This window comes from Mesorhizobium sp. CA12, from assembly GCF_020165255.1.
Taxonomy (GTDB): domain Bacteria; phylum Pseudomonadota; class Alphaproteobacteria; order Rhizobiales; family Rhizobiaceae; genus Mesorhizobium.
Map to the genome: position 1 here is coordinate 425,383 of NZ_JAIUHT010000003.1, position 16,858 is coordinate 442,240.

At 64.8% G+C, this 16,858-nt stretch carries 15 protein-coding genes; 9 read left to right on the forward strand and 6 right to left on the reverse strand.

Annotated elements, in window-relative coordinates; all coding sequences use genetic code 11:
- Window positions 1–41 precede the first annotated feature (41 nt).
- Together LB520_RS08645 and LB520_RS08650 are read right to left on the reverse strand one after the other, a co-directional pair.
- Window positions 42–737: an aspartate/glutamate racemase family protein gene (locus tag LB520_RS08645; protein ID WP_224637185.1), complete on the reverse strand. Its 696-nt coding sequence runs from the start codon at window positions 735–737 to the stop codon at window positions 42–44.
- Between the two features lie 33 nt (window positions 738–770).
- Complete coding sequence (locus LB520_RS08650) at window positions 771–2,954, reverse strand: primosomal protein N' (RefSeq protein ID WP_224637186.1); 2,184 nt, start codon at window positions 2,952–2,954, stop codon at window positions 771–773.
- A gap of 90 nt (window positions 2,955–3,044) precedes the next feature.
- Between LB520_RS08650 and fsa the strand changes: the two genes are divergently transcribed.
- Window positions 3,045–3,701: a fructose-6-phosphate aldolase gene (gene fsa / locus LB520_RS08655; RefSeq protein WP_095769735.1), complete on the forward strand. Its 657-nt coding sequence runs from the start codon at window positions 3,045–3,047 to the stop codon at window positions 3,699–3,701.
- 385 nt (window positions 3,702–4,086) lie between these two features.
- Here the strand turns inward: fsa and lptE are convergent, their stop codons facing one another.
- Together lptE and leuS are read right to left on the reverse strand one after the other, a co-directional pair.
- Window positions 4,087–4,665, reverse strand: coding sequence for an LPS assembly lipoprotein LptE (gene lptE, locus LB520_RS08660; protein WP_224547353.1), 579 nt, complete (start codon window positions 4,663–4,665; stop codon window positions 4,087–4,089).
- Entirely contained in the window at window positions 4,652–7,279 is a 2,628-nt protein-coding gene (leuS, locus tag LB520_RS08665) for a leucine--tRNA ligase (RefSeq protein ID WP_224637187.1), read from the reverse strand. Before leuS ends, lptE begins: the two co-directional genes overlap by 14 nt.
- 289 nt (window positions 7,280–7,568) lie before the next feature.
- On the opposite strand from leuS, the gene LB520_RS08670 reads away from it, so the two are divergent.
- The 4 genes from LB520_RS08670 (at window position 7,569) to LB520_RS08685 (ending at window position 10,152) form a co-directional block, all read left to right on the forward strand.
- On the forward strand, window positions 7,569–8,231 hold the full coding sequence (locus tag LB520_RS08670; protein WP_224637189.1) for a YggS family pyridoxal phosphate-dependent enzyme: 663 nt from the start codon (window positions 7,569–7,571) through the stop codon (window positions 8,229–8,231).
- Window positions 8,232–8,317: 86 nt separating this feature from the next.
- Window positions 8,318–8,572, forward strand: coding sequence for a type II toxin-antitoxin system Phd/YefM family antitoxin (locus LB520_RS08675; protein WP_095769739.1), 255 nt, complete (start codon window positions 8,318–8,320; stop codon window positions 8,570–8,572).
- Window positions 8,572–8,973 carry a type II toxin-antitoxin system VapC family toxin gene (locus tag LB520_RS08680; RefSeq protein ID WP_224637191.1) on the forward strand — a complete coding sequence of 134 codons (402 nt, stop codon included), beginning with the start codon at window positions 8,572–8,574 and terminating at the stop codon, window positions 8,971–8,973. Before LB520_RS08675 ends, LB520_RS08680 begins: the two co-directional genes overlap by 1 nt.
- Window positions 8,974–9,102: 129 nt before the next feature.
- Window positions 9,103–10,152 carry an aldo/keto reductase gene (locus LB520_RS08685; protein ID WP_224637192.1) on the forward strand — a complete coding sequence of 350 codons (1,050 nt, stop codon included), beginning with the start codon at window positions 9,103–9,105 and terminating at the stop codon, window positions 10,150–10,152.
- Window positions 10,153–10,210: 58 nt separating this feature from the next.
- Here LB520_RS08685 and LB520_RS08690 read toward each other — a convergent pair whose 3' ends face one another.
- Complete coding sequence (locus tag LB520_RS08690; protein ID WP_224637194.1) at window positions 10,211–11,116, reverse strand: LysR family transcriptional regulator; 906 nt, start codon at window positions 11,114–11,116, stop codon at window positions 10,211–10,213.
- Between the two features lie 123 nt (window positions 11,117–11,239).
- On the opposite strand from LB520_RS08690, the gene LB520_RS08695 reads away from it, so the two are divergent.
- Complete coding sequence (locus LB520_RS08695) at window positions 11,240–12,427, forward strand: MFS transporter (protein WP_224637195.1); 1,188 nt, start codon at window positions 11,240–11,242, stop codon at window positions 12,425–12,427.
- A gap of 38 nt (window positions 12,428–12,465) precedes the next feature.
- Window positions 12,466–13,500 (forward strand): aldo/keto reductase, encoded by a 1,035-nt coding sequence (locus LB520_RS08700; protein WP_224637196.1) that lies wholly within the window; start codon window positions 12,466–12,468, stop codon window positions 13,498–13,500.
- Window positions 13,501–13,560: 60 nt separating this feature from the next.
- Here LB520_RS08700 and LB520_RS08705 read toward each other — a convergent pair whose 3' ends face one another.
- Window positions 13,561–13,833, reverse strand: a complete 273-nt coding sequence (locus tag LB520_RS08705; RefSeq protein ID WP_095769745.1) for an usg protein — start codon at window positions 13,831–13,833, stop codon at window positions 13,561–13,563.
- 302 nt (window positions 13,834–14,135) lie between these two features.
- Here LB520_RS08705 and acs point away from each other — a divergent pair, with 302 nt between their 5' ends.
- Both acs and LB520_RS08715 read left to right on the forward strand, forming a co-directional pair.
- The gene (gene acs, locus LB520_RS08710; RefSeq protein ID WP_224637197.1) at window positions 14,136–16,091 is read left to right on the forward strand and encodes an acetate--CoA ligase; all 1,956 of its coding nucleotides are present in this window, start codon (window positions 14,136–14,138) and stop codon (window positions 16,089–16,091) included.
- Window positions 16,091–16,858 (forward strand): MOSC domain-containing protein, encoded by a 768-nt coding sequence (locus LB520_RS08715; protein WP_224637198.1) that lies wholly within the window; start codon window positions 16,091–16,093, stop codon window positions 16,856–16,858. The genes acs and LB520_RS08715 overlap by 1 nt, the downstream gene beginning before the upstream one ends.

Sequence of the window (16,858 nt, forward strand, 5' to 3'; positions counted from 1 at the left end):
AAGGCGCGCCAGAGGACGGCGGGCACATTAGGTACAGCGCATCAGGCGAGCGCGAAATCGACCGCGGCCGCGGCATGGATGCGCGTCGTGTCGAAGACCGGAATGTCGAAATCGCCCTGGCCGATCAACATGGTGATCTCGGTGCATCCCATGATGACGCCGTCCACCCGGTCGGTGCGCCGCATCCGGCCGATCTCGTCGAGATAGGCGGATTTCGATTCGGACCTGACGATGCCCTGGCAGAGCTCGTCATAGATCACCTGATGCACCATGTCGCGGCCGCCCTGGTCGGGCACGATCGGCTGCAGCCCGTATTTCTCCGCGAGCCGTCCCTTGTAGAAATCCTGTTCCATGGTGAAGCGTGTCGCCAGCAGCGCCGGCCGCTTCACTCTGGCATCGAGGACAGCCTGCGCCGTGGCGTCGGCGATATGGATGAGCGGGATCGATATGGCCGCCTGCACCGTGTCGGCGAGCTTGTGCATGGTGTTGGTACAGATCACCAAGCCCTCGGCCCCGCCCGCCTCCAGCTTGCGCGCGGCTTCCACCAGAAGAGCGCCGGCGCCTTCCCAGTCGCCGGCATGCTGGCGTTCGGCGATCTCGGCGAAATCGAACGACCACAGCAACAGCTTGGCCGAATGCAGCCCGCCCAGCTGCTCGCGCACGATCTCGTTGAGCAGGCGGTAATAGATCGCCGTCGAGTCCCAACTCATGCCGCCGATCAGGCCGAGGGTTTTCACAAACGAACACTCCGTTGGGACTGTCTCTCCCGGTTATAAGAAGCTCTGCGGGTCGATGTCGACCTGCACCCTGACCGAGCCGCGCAGCTTCGGTCCTTCCGCCAGCATGGCCCGAATAAAACCCTGCATGTCCGCGCGCCGTTCGCCTTGCACCAGCAGCCGGAAGCGGTGCCGCCCGCCGATCAGCGACAATGGCGCCTCTGCCGGACCGAGCACGAAGAGATCGGTAGCCTGCGGCGCCGCGCGCCTTAACCCTCGCGCATGGCTTTCCGCCTCGCCGCGCGTCGCGGCGCTGACGATGATGCCGGCGAGCCGGCCGAAGGGCGGCAGCGCCGCCCGTTCGCGCTCGGCGATCTCGCGCTCGTAAAACGCTTCCGAATCGCCCGAGACGATCGCCCGCATCACCGGATGGTCCGGCTGGTAGGTCTGCAGGAGGCCGAGGCTCTTCTTGCCGGTGCGGCCGGCGCGGCCCGTCACCTGGCTGAGCAGTTGGAAAGTGCGCTCGGCGGCGCGCGGATCGCCATTGGCCAATCCCAAATCCGCATCGACCACGCCGACCAGCGTCATGCCGGGAAAATTATGACCCTTGGCGACCAGCTGCGTGCCGATGACGATATCGGCCTCGCCATTGGCGACCGCCTCGAGTTCGAGCCTGAGCCGGCGCACGCCGCCCAGAAGGTCGGACGACAGCACGATGATGCGGGCATCGGGGAAATGCCCGACCACTTCCTCTGCGATGCGCTCGACGCCTGGGCCGCAGGCCACCAGATGGTCGAGCGTGCCGCATTCCGGACAGGCTTCCGGCCGCCGCTCATTATGGCCGCAATGATGGCAGACGAGCTGGCCGCGAAACCGGTGCTCGACCAGCCAGGCTGAGCAGACCGGGCAGCCGAAGCGGTGGCCGCAGACGCGGCAGAGCGTCAGCGGCGCATAACCGCGCCTGTTGAGGAAGAGCAGCGACTGCTCGTTCCTCTCCAGCGTGCGCTGCATCTGCTCCAGCAAGACCGGCGACAGGAAGCCGCCCCGCGCCGGCGGGGAACGCCGCATGTCGATCGACTTGAGGTCGGGAAGCGCTGCCTCGGCGAAACGCGACGACAGCACGGCCCGATCGTAGCGGCCCTGGCTGGCATTGACCCGGCTTTCCACCGAGGGCGTCGCCGAAGCGAGCACGACCGGGAAAGCACCGATATGGCCGCGCACCACGGCCATGTCGCGCGCATTGTAGAAGACGCGGTCTTCCTGCTTGTAGGCGGGATCGTGCTCCTCGTCGACGACGATCAGGCCGAGTTCCTTGAACGGCAGGAACAGCGCCGAACGCGCGCCGGCGACGACGCGCACGCCGCCCTCCGCGATCTGGCGCCAGACGCGTTCGCGCATCCGCGGCGGCAGGTCGGAATGCCACTCCGCCGGCTTGGCGCCGAACCGGTCCTGGAAACGTTCCAGGAAGGCGTGCGTCAGCGCGATTTCCGGCAACAGGATCAGCACTTGTCTGCCCTGGTCGAGCGCAGCTGCCACCGCTTCGAAATAGACTTCCGTTTTGCCGGAGCCGGTGACGCCGTCGAGCAGCGTGACATTAAAGCTATCGGCGGCGACCGCGGCGCGCAGCTTGTCCGCCGCCGCTTTCTGGTCAGGCATCAATTCCGGCACGGCATGAGAGGGATCGGGCGCCGCCACCACCGGACGCGGCGGGATCATCACCGTCTCGAACACGCCCTGTGCCCGCAACCCGTCGATGACGGTTGAGGAGACGCCCGCGGCGTGCGCCAGCCCCGAGCGCGTCCAGGCAAGGCCGCCTTCGGCCGTCTCCAACACGCGCCGCCGCGCGTCGGTCAACCGGTCCGGTTCGGCCAGCGTGCGCTGCAGCCCTTCGATCCACGGCTCCGGGTCGAAAGCCTCGGGAGCTCTGAGCAGCATGCGCGCCACCATGCCGGGGGCAGAGAGCGTGTATTGCGCGATCCAGTCGACGAAGCGGCGCATCGCCCTGTCGATCGGCGGGCAGTCGAACACCTCCTCGATCGGCCGCAATTTCTTCGTATCGACGGTTTCGACGGCGCCGTCCCAGACGATGCCCGCGACCTGGCGCGGCCCGAGCGGCACGCGCACGATCGAGCCCGGCACCACGCGCATGCCGGGCGGCACGGCATAGGTATAGGGCCGTTCGGCGGGCATTGGCACCAGCACGGGCGCGGCTGCGACAAAGGGCGAATCTTCGATCATCGGGCGTGACCTTGCCCCGACTTTGCTCTAGATCAAAGGGGACCCTCGCATGTGCCTGGCGGGCGCCAGGCGATCCCCAAGGAGACAGCCATGAAGTTTTTTGTCGACACCGCTGACATCAAGGAAATTAAGGAGCTGCACGATCTGGGGCTGCTGGACGGCGTCACCACCAACCCGTCGCTGATTTTGAAATCGGGCGGCAAGATTTCCGAAGTCACCAAGCAGATCTGCGACATCGTCGAAGGGCCGGTCTCGGCCGAGGTGGTGGCCACCGAATACAAGGACATGATGGCCGAGGCCGAGGTGTTGGCCAAGATCGCGCCGAACGTGGCCATCAAGGTGCCGCTGACGCTGGACGGCCTGAAGGCCTGCAAGACCATCCGCACCGAGATGAACCGCATGGTCAACGTGACGCTCTGCTTCTCGGCCAACCAGGCGTTGCTGGCCGCCAAGGCCGGCGCCTCCTTCATCTCGCCCTTCGTCGGCCGCATCGACGATACCGGCTCGGACGGCATGGAGCTGATCTCGGAAATCCGCACCATCTACGACAATTACGATTTCAAGACCGAGATCCTGACTGCTTCGGTGCGCACGGTGAACCACGTCAAGCAGGCCGCGCTCATCGGCGCCGATATCGTCACCGCGCCGCCGGCGACGCTGAAGGCGCTGGTCAATCATCCGCTGACCGATAAGGGCCTCGCCGCCTTCCTCGCCGACTGGGCGAAGACCGGCCAGAAGATCGGCTGAGGCCGGAGCAATTCCAGGAAAAGTGTAACAATTTTCCGTCCGGGAATTGCGCAAGGCAAAAAGCAATTGAGTAGGAAAGAAGGCCGGGCACCGGCCTTTTTTCGTGGCAAAGTGCCTATGCCTTGCCAGGTCACCTGCCTTGGCGATTGGCCGGAACGCCCATCGCGATCGTCATCCAGGGCGGAGCAAGGAGCGAAGCGACGCGCGCAGACCCGAGGATCCACTCCGTGACGTACGAGCGTCGCAACGGTGCAGAATTCTGCTCCGCCGCACCTTCAGGCCGAGGTAACGGAATGGATCCTAGGGTCTACGCGACGCCGCTTCGCGGCTGCTCCGCCCTAGGATGACGAAGTTCGGAAGGCTTCAGCCAATCTCCGGCGAGGAACTAGGCCTTTTTGCCGTGCCTGGCCAAATCCTGGGCGATCGAAAGCCGCAGCAGGTCGGCCAACTCACGCGCAGCGCGGTTCTCGGCGTCGATCTGCGCCCGGTAGGCCGCGAATTCCTGGCGCGGGCGGTCGAAGGACGAGGGGATCGAGCGCTTGCCGACGGCAATCACCGTGTTGGTCGCGGTGTCCCTGAGCACGTAGTTGGCGGTCAGCGTGACCGTGCCCGCCGTCGGCTCGTCTTCCTGAGTCTGCACCTGCACGATGGCCGCTGATTCGACGAGCTCGGTGACGCCGAGATCGAGCGTGTAGGCCGGCGAGGCCGGCTCGCCCGAGCCCTGCCCGAAGGCGAAGATCAGATTGTTGCGTACCTGCTGCGCGTAGCGGGTGTTGACCGGCTTGATCGAGATCGAGCCGAGCTCGGCGGAGGCGCTGAGCGATCCGGGCGACAGCGGCTGGCTGGAATAGAGCGGCCGCACGGTGCAGGCCGAGACCAGCGCCAGCGCGGCGGCCATGCCGCAGAGCGCCAGGCGTCCGCGCAGGCGGACCGGTTGTGACTTCACCGGATCAGGCAACGACATTGACGATCCTCTGCGGGACGATGATCACCTTGCGCGGAGCCTTACCTTCCAGTGCTTTTTGCACGAAGTCGAGAGCCAGCACCGCTTTTTCGACGGCACCTTGATCCGCGTCGCGGGCAATTGTCAAATCCCCGCGCTTCTTGCCGTTGACCTGCACCGGCAGCACGATCTCGGTGTCGACCACCAGCGCCGGATCGTAGACCGGCCAAGGCCGCTCGGCGACCATCTCCGTGCCGCCCAGCGCCTGCCAGCATTCCTCCGCCAGATGCGGCATGACCGGGGCGATGATGTGCACCAGGATCTGCACCGCCTCGCGGCAGGCGCCCTTCAGCGCGGGGTCGGCCTTGCCCTCGGTAACGTCGTTGAGCGGTGCAGCCAGCACATTGGCGAGCTCATAGATGCGGGCGATCGCGCGGTTGAAGCCGAGCTTCTCGATGTCCTCGCCAACCGCCTTCAGGATCTTGTGCGCGGCCTTGGAAACCACGCCCGCCTCGCCATCCTTCGCCGCCGCGGGCTTGATGCCGGGCAGAGATTCGGCCGCGATCTGCACCAGGCGCCAGATGCGCTGCACGAAGCGGTGCGCGCCGGCCGCACCCTCGTCGGTCCATTCGACGTCGCGCTCCGGCGGCGAGTCCGACAGCATGAACCAGCGTGCCGTGTCGGCGCCGTAACCGTCGGTGATCTCTTCCGGGCTCACCGTGTTCTTCTTCGACTTCGACATTTTCTCCAGCGCGCCGACCGTCGCCTCCTCGCCAGTGGCGATCTCGACGGCACGGCGCTTGCCGCCCACGTCCTCGATCCTGACCTCGCTCGGCGACAGCCAGCGCCCATTGTTGGACGGGCCGCCGACGCGGTAGGTCTCGTGCACCACCATGCCCTGCGTGAACAGCCCCTTGAACGGCTCGGCCAGATTGAGATGACCGGTCTCGCGCATGGCGCGGGTGAAGAAGCGCGAATAGAGCAGGTGCAGGATCGCGTGCTCGATACCGCCGATATACTGGTCGACCGCCAGCCATTCGTCGGCCGCTTTCGGCTCGGTCGGCTCGTTTGCCCACGGCGCGGTGAAGCGCGCGAAATACCAGGACGAATCGACGAAGGTGTCCATCGTGTCGGTCTCGCGCCGCGCATCGCGGCCGCATTGCGGGCATTTCACATGCCGCCAGGTCGGATGACGGTCGAGCGGGTTGCCCGGGCGGTCGAACTCGATGTCGTCGGGCAGCTTGACCGGCAGGTCGGCCTTCGGCACCGGCACGACGCCGCAGGCCTCGCAATGGATCATCGGGATCGGGCAGCCCCAATAGCGCTGGCGCGAAATGCCCCAGTCGCGCAGGCGGAAATTCACCTTGCGCTCCGCCATCGGCCGGCCGCCGATGCTTTTCTGCTCCAGGAGCTTCGCCACTTCATCGAACGCCCTCTCGGGCTTCATGCCGTCAAGGAAGCGCGAATTGATCATCACGCCGTCGCCGTCATAGGCCTCCTCGATGATCTGGAAGCTCCCCTGGTTTTCGCCTTCCGGCATCACCACCGGAATCACCGGCAGGCCGTATTTGTTCGCGAAGTCGAGGTCGCGCTGGTCGCCCGACGGGCAGCCGAAAATAGCGCCGGTGCCGTATTCCATCAGCACGAAATTGGCGACATAGACCGGCAGCGTCCAATTCTCGTCGAACGGATGAACGACGCGGATGCCGGTGTCGAAGCCCTTCTTCTCGGCCGTCTCGAGCGCCGCCACCGAGGTGCCCATGTGGCGGACCTCCTCGATGAACTTCGCCAGCTCGACATTGCTCTCGGCGGCTTTTCTCGCCAGCGGATGGTCGGCGGCGACCGCCATGAAGGAGGCGCCGAAGATGGTGTCCGGCCTTGTCGTGTAGACTTCCAGCTCATGTGTGTCGCCAACCGGTGCCGCCAGCGGCCAGCGGATCAGCAGCCCTTCCGAGCGGCCGATCCAGTTGTGCTGCATCAGCTTGACCTTTTCCGGCCACTCTTCGAGTCCGTTGAGCGAGTCCAGCAGGTCCTGCGCGAAGTCGGTGATCTTGAAGAACCACTGCGTCAGCTCGCGCTGCTCGACCAGCGCGCCCGAGCGCCAGCCGCGGCCGTCGATGACCTGCTCGTTGGCGAGCACCGTCATGTCCTCCGGGTCCCAGTTGACCTTGGAGGATTTGCGCGTCACCAAGCCCTTCTCGACGAAGTCGAGGAACAGCATCTGCTGGCGGTGGTAATAGTCGACGTCGCAGGTCGCGAACTCGCGCGCCCAGTCGAGCGACAGGCCCATCATCTTGAGCTGCTCACGCATGACCGCGATGTTTTCGTAGGTCCAGTCCTTGGGATGAACCTTGTTCTGCATGGCGGCGTTTTCGGCCGGCATGCCGAACGCGTCCCAGCCCATCGGGTGCAGCACGTTGAAACCCTTGGCGCGCTTATAGCGCGCCACCACGTCGCCCATCGTGTAGTTGCGGGTGTGGCCGATATGGATCTTGCCCGATGGATAGGGGAACATCTCGAGCACGTAGTATTTCGGCTTCGGGTCGTCGTTGCGGGCCTCGAACAGCTTCTTTTCGGCCCAGGCCTTCTGCCATTTGGGCTCTGACGTGCGCGGATTGTATCGTTCGGTTGCCATCGGATGTTTTTCACTTAAAAAGCAGGTGCGCGGTGCTGGATTAAGGCGTGTCGATATTCAGGTCAGGCCGAGCCGAAAATGGCGGGTTCCGAGAACCGGAGCGAAGCGTACTTAAGTACGTGAGCACCGGAAGCGCAGGAAACCGGCATTTGCAGGCCGGCATCACCTGAATATCGACACGCCTGGGCCGGCAGCCGAGACAATGTCGTCGCGGTGTTCACCATGGATTGCCGGACCCGTCAACTGCGGCGAGCCGGCCGACCATGAAAACTATAGGCAGGATAGTGGCATGACGAACGCCGTAGAGCAGCTTCACGCGGTCAGGGCGAAGATCGCGAACGCCGAGCGCGAGGCGAAGCGAGCGCCCGGCGCCGTCACGCTTGTGGCGGTGTCGAAGACCTTCGCGGCCGAGGACATCCGCCCCGTCATCGAGGCAGGCCAGCACGTCTTCGGCGAGAACCGCGTGCAGGAAGCGCAAGGCAAATGGCCGGCGCTGAAGGCGGCATTTGCCGGTATCGAGCTGCACCTGATTGGCCCGCTGCAATCCAACAAGGCCAAGGAAGCGGTGGCGCTTTTCGATATCATCGAGACGGTCGACCGTGAGAAGATCGCCGCCGAGCTTTCAAAAGAAACGGCGCGGCAGGGCCGGGCGCCGAAACTCTATGTCCAGGTCAACACCGGCTCCGAGCCGCAAAAGGCCGGCATCGAGCCGCGCGAGGCGGTCGCCTTCGTCAAACGCTGCCGCGAGATGCATGGTCTCGCCATCGAAGGCCTGATGTGCATCCCGCCGGCCGATGAGAACCCCGGCCCGCATTTCGCGCTGCTGGAAAAGCTCGCCCGCGAGGCCGGTGTCGCGAAGCTCTCGATGGGCATGTCCGGCGACTACGAGACCGCCATCGCCTTCGGCGCGACCAGCGTCAGGGTCGGGTCGGCAATCTTCGGCAACCGGTGACGCCGTCACCCGCTATCTTTCCCTGGGGTTGATTGATGATCCGCTGCCATCGCGCTATATCTAGCCAAGCTAGCTAGGAGCGGCGGATGAACTGGCATCTTCAGGACGCGAAGAACAATTTTTCAAAAGTGGTCCAGCGCGCGCGAACAGAAGGGCCGCAGACCGTGACGCTTCGCGGCGAACGGGCTGCGGTCGTGCTGTCCGCCGAGGACTACGACCGCTTGGCCGGGAAGAAGAAATCGCTCGCTGAATATCTTCTGACCGGCCCCGGCTGGGACGATGAGTTTCATAAGGAAATCACCCGCCGCTCGGATACGATGATCCGGGACGTCGACCTCTGATGTATCTGCTCGATACGAACGTTGTTTCAGACGCGCAGAGGCGACTGCCGAAACCAACCGCCTGGCTGGCTTCGGTTGATCCGACCTCGATCAGTCTCAGTGTGATCACCATTGGTGAGATCGAACGTGGGATCGTCAAGCAGCGCAAGACCGACCCCGACAGGGCAGCGCGGCTTGACGTCTGGCTGCGGGAACTGCGCCGAGACAATGCGGACCGCATCCTGGCGATCACGGAAGAGGTCGCCCTCGCGTGGGGCCGTATCACGGCCGGACGTACGCGAGGGAACGCCGACACCCTCATTGCGGCAACCGCCCTCGTGCACGACCTGATCCTGGTCACTCGAAACGTGGCCGACTTCGAAGGCATGGGCGTGACGGTCGTCAATCCCTGGGAAGTCTGACGTTTCAAGATCCGCTGATTGGCAACTTCACATCAAGTTGACCACCGCGCTTGCGCCAGAACTTGAAACGAAACGGACCGTTCCTATTTTGCTTGGTGCACATTCACTCCTTTCTCGGGGAATCTCACCATGCGTTACAATCAGCTCGGCAACACCGGCCTATTCGTTTCCGAACTCTGCCTCGGCACCATGACATTCGGCGCCGCCGGCGAGAATGCCCAATGGGGCCTGATCGCCAGTCTCGACCAGAAGGGCGTCAACGAGATCGTCGGCCGCTCGATCGCCGCCGGCGTCAATTTCTTCGACACCGCGGATGTCTATTCCTTCGGCCAGTCCGAGCAGTTGCTGGGACAGTCGCTCAAGGACCTCGGCGTGAAACGTTCGGATGTTATCATCGCCACCAAGGTGCATGGCGCCATGGGCAACGGGCCGAACGAGCGCGGCTCCTCGCGCGGCCACATCATGGATTCGGTGGACGGCAGCCTTAAGCGACTGCAGCTCGACCATATCGATCTATACCAGCTGCACGGCACCGACACGGTCACGCCGATCGACGAGACGTTGCGCGCGCTCGACGACCTCGTCGCCAGCGGCAAGGTCCGTTACGTCGGCGTCTCCAACTGGCAGGCCTGGCGCATCGCCAAGGCGCTGGGCATCGCGGAGCGCAATGGTTATGCCCGCTTCGAGACTATCCAATCCTACTACTCGATCGCCGGCCGCGATCTCGAGCGTGAGATCGTGCCGCTGATCAACGAGGAAAAGCTCGGCCTGATGGTCTGGTCGCCGATGGCCGGCGGCCTGCTTTCCGGCAAATACGGTCCAGGCGCACCCGGCAATGGCGAAGGCCGTCGTGCTTCCTTCAATTTCCCGCCGGTCAATGAGGACCGCGCCTGGGCGGCGGTTGCGGTCATGCGCGAGGTCGCCAGGAAGCACGATGTCAGCGTCGCCACGGTGGCGTTGGGCTATGTGCTGGCCAAACCTTTTGTCATGAGCGTCCTCATCGGCGCCAGCCGCATGGACCAGCTCGAGCAGAACCTCGCCGCGACCGGCGTGAAGCTCGATGCCGACGACCTCGCGAGGCTCGACGAGGTAAGCGCGCTGCCTGCCGAGTATCCCGGCTGGATGCTGGAGCGGCAAGGCGCCGGCCGGCGTCCCGCGCCGTTCGTGCCGAAGGCGTAATTCCGCTCGGGCAGACAGGTCGGAGCCGCGTGCCATTGGCGCGCGGCTCTTTCCTCATTCAGAGACGAACGGTTTCCGCGAGAAAATCGAGGAACGCTCGGACGCGGGCCGGCAGATGCTTGCCCTGGCCGACATAGACGGCATGCGTCGGCTCCTCGTCGCCTGGATTGAACTCCTCAAGCAACGGCACGAGCAGCCCGGCGGCGATGTCGGGTTCGACATGCCAACGCGCCAGCCGCGCTATGCCGGCTCCTGCCAGCGTCGTTCGCCGCATCGCTTCGCCGTCGGTCAGCGACATGTTTCCGATAATCGGCATGATGATCGATTTGCCTGTCGCATCGACAAACGGCCAGCCCTCTATGTGCCTGGCGAAGCCGAAGGCCAGCATGTTGTGGCGAGCGAGGTCGGACAATGCGCGTGGCCTGCCGCGCGCTGCAAGATACGCAGGCGACGCGACCAGGACCATCCGGCTCTGGCCGAGCTTGCGCGCAACCAGGCGTGACTCGCGCAGCGGCCCGGCGCGGATGGCGACATCGGCGCGCTCTTCCAGAAGGTCGATGACACTGTCGGTCAGCACGGCTTCGACGAAAATCTCGGGATATTTTTCCAGGAAGAGCGGCAAGAGCGGCATCAGCCGGTGCTGGCCGAACGGCACATAGGAGTTGACCCTCAGCCTGCCGCGCGGCGCCGCGCCCGCCGCCGCTTCGCGCTCGGCCGCGTCGAGATCGGCGAGGATGCGCAGGCCGCTGCCATGGAAGGCAGCCCCTTCCGGCGTCAACTGCAGCTTGCGCGTCGAGCGGCTGATCAGCCGCGCGCCAAGCCGCGCCTCCAGCCGCGCGATCAGCTTGCTCACCGCCGACGGCGTCATGCGCAGCGCCCGCGCCGCGGCCGAGAAGCTGCCCGCCTCGACGACGCGGACGAACACTTCGACCTCGCCGGAGCGGTTGATGTCCGGTCTCGCCATTCGTGAATCTATTTCACAGAAAATATGCCCGGTGCAAGGCTGGTTCATAGCTTGGCGGATCACGATCTTGCGTGTCGGGGCGCGGGACTGAGCGTTCCCTTCCCGATCAACCGGACCGCAGCCATGCCTCTTGCTTTATATGCCCTCACCGCCGGCGCCTTCGGCATCGGCGTCACCGAATTCGTCATCATGGGCCTGCTGCTCGACGTCAGCGCCGATCTCGGCGTCTCGATCTCGGTCGCGGGCCTGCTCATTACCGGCTATGCGCTGGGCGTCGTCGTCGGCGCGCCGCTGCTTGGCGCCTTGACCGGACGCCTGCCGCGCAAGACCTTGCTGCTTGCCCTGATGGTGGTCTTCACCGTCGGCAACCTCGCCTGTGCGCTGGCGCCCGACTACTGGACGCTGATGGCGGCGCGTGTGCTGACCGCCTTCGCCCATGCCTCCTTCTTCGGTGTCGGCTCCGTCGTGGCCACCAGCCTTGTCGCGCCCAACCGGAAGGCCTCGGCCATCGCGCTGATGTTCACCGGCCTTACCGTCGCCAACATCCTCGGCGTGCCCTTCGGCACCTGGCTTGGCCAGGCCTATGGCTGGCGTTCGAGCTTCCTGGCCGTCACGCTTATCGGCGTCATCGCCTTTGCCGTGATCGCGCTGCTGGTGCCGCGCGACCAGCCCGCAACCATGGAGGAAGAGGAGACCTCCGAAGGCACGCTCGCCGTGCTCGGCCGCCGGCCGGTGCTGCTCGGCCTGTTGACCACGGTGCTGAGCTGGGTCGGCGTCTTTGCGGCCTTTACCTATCTGGCGCCCATCCTCACCCGCGTCACCGGCTTTTCCGAGGGAGCCGTGTCGCCGATCCTGCTGGTCTTCGGCGGTGGCCTGGTGGGGGGCAATCTGCTTGGCGGGCGCCTTGCCGACCGCCATCTGGTGCCGACGGTTATCGGCACGCTGGTCGCACTATCGGCGATGCTGTTCGTCATGGCCGCGGCGATCCACCAGCCGGTAGCAGCGATTGTCGCCGTCGGTCTGCTCGGTGCCGCCGCCTTCGCCACCGTCGCGCCGCTGCAGATGTGGGTGCTGGAGAAGGCCAAGGGCGCCGGCCAGGGCCTGGCCTCCTCCTTCAACATCGCCGCCTTCAATCTCGGCAACGCCATCGGCGCCTGGCTTGGCGGCTTCGTCATCGACCACGGCCCCGGCCTCGGCGCCGTCCCCCTTGTCGCCGGCTTGGTGCCGCTCGCCGCGCTCGGCGTCGTGTTCATGGCGCTGCGTCTCGAACGCGGCCGGGCGATCGGCAAGCCGGTCACCGCGCAGTGCTGAGCGCTGATCCTTCGACATCCAATCAGGAGAGAAAAAACATGGATTATCGACCTCTCGGGGCCTCCGGCCTGAAAGTGCCCGCCCTTTCCTTCGGCGCTGGAACTTTTGGTGGCTCTGGCCCGCTGTTCGGCCACTGGGGCAACAGCGACGCGAAGGAAGCGCGCCGGCTGGTCGACATCTGCCTGGAGGCGGGCGTCAACCTCTTCGACACGGCCGATGTCTATTCGAACGGCGCTTCGGAGGAGGTGCTGGGCGAGGCCATCAAGGGCCGCCGCGACGCGGTGCTGATCTCGACCAAGACCGCGCTGCCGATGGGCGATGGCCCGGCCGACTGGGGCTCGTCCCGCTCGCGCCTGATCCGCTCCGTCGATGCGGCGCTGAAGCGCCTCGGCACCGATTATATCGACTTGCTTCAGCTCCACGCCTTCGACGCCTCGACGCCGATCGAGGAGGTGCTGTCGACGCTGGATCACCTCGTGCGCTCCGGCAAACTGCGCTATGTCGGCGTCTCCAATTTCTCCGGCTGGCAGGTGATGAAGTCGCTCGGCCTGGCCGACAGGCACGGCTATCCGCGCTATGTCGCGCATCAGGTCTATTATTCGCTGATCGGGCGCGACTATGAATGGGAGCTGATGCCGCTCGGCCTCGACCAGGGCGTCGGCGCCTTGGTATGGAGCCCGCTCGGTTGGGGCCGGCTCACCGGCAAGATCCGCCGCGGCCAGCCTTTGCCGGAAAGGAGCCGGCTGCACGGCACCGCCGATTTCGGCCCGCCGGTCGAGGACGAGCAGCTTTTCAAGGTGGTCGACGCGCTGGAGGCGGTCGCCGCCGAGACCGGCAAGACCGTGCCGCAAATCGCCATCAACTGGCTCCTGCAGCGGCCGACCGTGTCATCGGTGATCATCGGCGCGCGCAACGAGGAGCAGCTGCGCCAGAATCTCGGCGCCGTCGGCTGGGCGTTGACGGCGGAGCAGATCGCGGCGCTCGATGAAGCAAGCGCGGTGACGGCGCCTTATCCGTACTTCCCCTATCGCCGCCAGGAAGGCTTCGCCCGGTTGAACCCGCCGGCGGTGTGAAGCCAGCGCTGAAACTGCCAATCTCCCCCCTTGCGGGGGAGATCAGCTGTACCCGCCGCCTCAGTGCACCCGAAACTCCCCATCCACCTTCCGCCACTCGTTCGGCGCGATCAGCTTCTGATGCGTGTAGGTGACCGAATGCAGCGGGCCGTCGAGCTTGGTCTTCCAGAACTCGATGAAGCGGATCAGCACCGGGAATTCCGGAGCTAGGTCATAGTCCTGCCAGACATAGCTTTGCAGCAGGTGCGGGTGATCGGGATAATGATAAAGGATCTTAGCCGTAGTCAGCCCGTATCCCCTGAGCATCAGATCCATTTCGGAATTGTCGCGCATTGCGTTTCCTTGGTTGATTCTCCTTCCTCCCAACGCTGAATTGTGCCCACGGTTGCTTAACTGTCTATGGATTTCTTCGCGACTCTGCAAAATTTTTGTCGTTAAAACAGGCGGTTAGCAGCCGCGAAGCGAGAGTGCTAATGGCTGGCCCAATTGCCCCTGCGTCATCCCGCCACGCGAATCCAACGTCTAATGTTGCCGTCACCGCGGAACTGTTAATAATGCCCGCGAATTCGCGGCCGCTTCGCTGCGATGGCGCCGGCGGCGCAAGCCGGTGGATGGTTTGGGAGGAAAGCAAAGAAATGTCCGATGTGCATGTCCACCGCGTCCAGCCGGCGTGGAAGAAGAACGCGTTGATCGACAACGACACCTATCTCAAATGGTATGCCGACAGCGTGAAAAATCCGGATAAGTTCTGGGGCAAGCACGGCAAGCGCATCGATTGGTTCAAGCCTTTTACCAAGGTCAAGAACACCTCCTTCGACGGCAAGGTCTCGATCAAGTGGTTCGAGGACGGCCAGACCAACGTTTCCTATAATTGCATCGACCGGCATTTGAAGAAGCGCGGTGACCAGACCGCCATCATCTGGGAAGGCGACAACCCCTATGACGACCGCAAGGTCACCTATAACGAGCTCTACGCGCATGTCTGCCGCTTCGCCAACGTGCTGAAGAAGCATGGCATCAAGAAGGGCGACCGCGTCACCATCTACATGCCGATGATTCCGGAAGCGGCCTATGCCATGCTCGCCTGCACGCGTATCGGCGCGATCCACTCGGTCGTGTTCGGCGGCTTCTCGCCCGATGCGCTGGCCGGCCGTATCGACGACTGTAAATCGACCATCGTGATCACCGCTGACGAGGGCCTGCGCGGCGGCAAGCCGATCCCGCTCAAGGACAACACCGACAAGGCGATCGACATCGCCGCCAAGGCCGGCACCAAGGTCGAAAAGGTCGTGGTGGTGCGCCGCACCGGCGGCAAGACCGGCTGGGTGCCGGGACGCGACGTCTGGTACCATGAAGAGGCGCAGACCGTTAAGGCCGACTGCAAGCCGGAAAAGATGAAGGCGGAAGACCCGCTTTTCATCCTCTACACCTCCGGCTCGACTGGCAAGCCGAAGGGCGTGCTGCACACCACCGCCGGCTATCTCGTCTATGTCTCGATGACGCACCAATATGTCTTCGACTACCATGACGGCGACATCTACTGGTGCACCGCCGATGTCGGCTGGGTCACCGGCCACAGCTACATCGTCTACGGGCCTTTGGCCAATGGCGCCACGACGCTGATGTTCGAGGGCGTGCCGAACTATCCCTCGCAGTCGCGCTTTTGGGAGGTGATCGACAAGCACCAGGTCAACATCTTTTACACCGCGCCGACGGCGCTGCGCGCGCTGATGGGCGCCGGCGACAGCCATGTGAAGAAGACCTCGCGCAAGTCGCTGCGCGTGCTGGGTTCGGTCGGCGAGCCGATCAATCCGGAAGCCTGGGAGTGGTATTACAACGTCGTCGGCAACGCCAAGGTGCCGATCGTCGACACCTGGTGGCAGACCGAGACCGGCGGCATCATGATCACGCCGCTGCCCGGCGCCACCGACCTCAAGGCGGGTTCCGCCACGCGGCCCTTCTTCGGCGTCCAGCCGCAGCTGGTCGACGGCGAAGGCAAGGTGCTGGACGGCGCCACCGACGGCAATCTCTGCATCGCCGATTCCTGGCCCGGCCAGATGCGCACCGTGTATGGTGACCACGACCGCTTCGTGCAGACCTATTTCTCGACGTACAAGGGCAAATACTTCACCGGTGACGGCTGCCGGCGCGACGCCGACGGCTATTACTGGATCACCGGCCGCGTCGACGATGTCATCAACGTTTCCGGCCACCGCATGGGCACGGCCGAGGTGGAATCGGCCCTGGTCAGCCATGACAAGGTGTCGGAAGCCGCCGTCGTCGGCTACCCACACGACATCAAGGGCCAGGGCATCTATTGCTATGTCACGCTGATGGCCGGCACCCAATCGAGCGAGGAATTGCGCAAGGAGCTGGTCGCGCATGTCCGCAAGGAGATCGGCGCCATCGCCACGCCCGACAAGATCCAGTTCGCGCCGGGCCTGCCGAAGACCCGTTCGGGCAAGATCATGCGGCGCATCCTGCGCAAGATCGCCGAGGACGATTTCGGCGCGCTCGGCGACACCTCGACGCTGGCCGATCCGGCCGTGGTCGACGATCTCGTCGCCAACCGGCAGAACAAGAAGGGCTGATGGCCGGCGAGGCAATCCTCGGCACGGTCAGCCAGCTCTGGCGCTATCCGGCGAGCTCGCTCGCCGGCGAGCGGCGTGACGCCATCTCCGTCGGGCTGAAGACCGTCGACGGCGACCGGCTGTTCGGACTGGTTGATGCTTCCGACGGCGAGATCGCCAGGCCCGACCGCGAGGCCAAGTGGCACAAGGTGCCGCTGATTCGCACCCGGCTGAGCGAGGCCCCGATGAACAAGGAATGGCGGCTCGAAGTGGCGGTGCCCGGCGGCGAATGGCTGCCGGCGCCGGATCCTGAAAGCGACCGCACGGTATCGGCCTTTCTCGGCTTCGAGGCCTCGATCCGGCCGTTCGGCGCGGAGAACGCGGCGCCCGGCTACACCGGCCCGTTGACCGAGGCCCGCTATGCCAAGGCGCCGATCCATCTGCTCACCACCGCCTCGCTGGCCAGACTGAAGGCGCTGCATCCCGAAGGCGTGCCCGATCCGCGCCGCTTCCGGCCCAACATCGTCGTCGAGATGGACCCGGTCGAAAGCGCCTTTCCGGAGACGCAATGGATCGGCAGGAAGCTCGCGGTCGGCGATCTGCTGCTCACCGTCTCCGAACCGTGCCGCCGCTGCGGCTTCACCATCATCGCCCAGGACGGTTTCGACACCGATCCCGGCATCCTGCGCAATTTGGTACGCCACAATGCCCATAATCTCGGCGTCTACTGCACGGTCGACCGGCCGGCACGGATCGAGCTCGGCGCGCCGATGCGCTTGATGGACTGA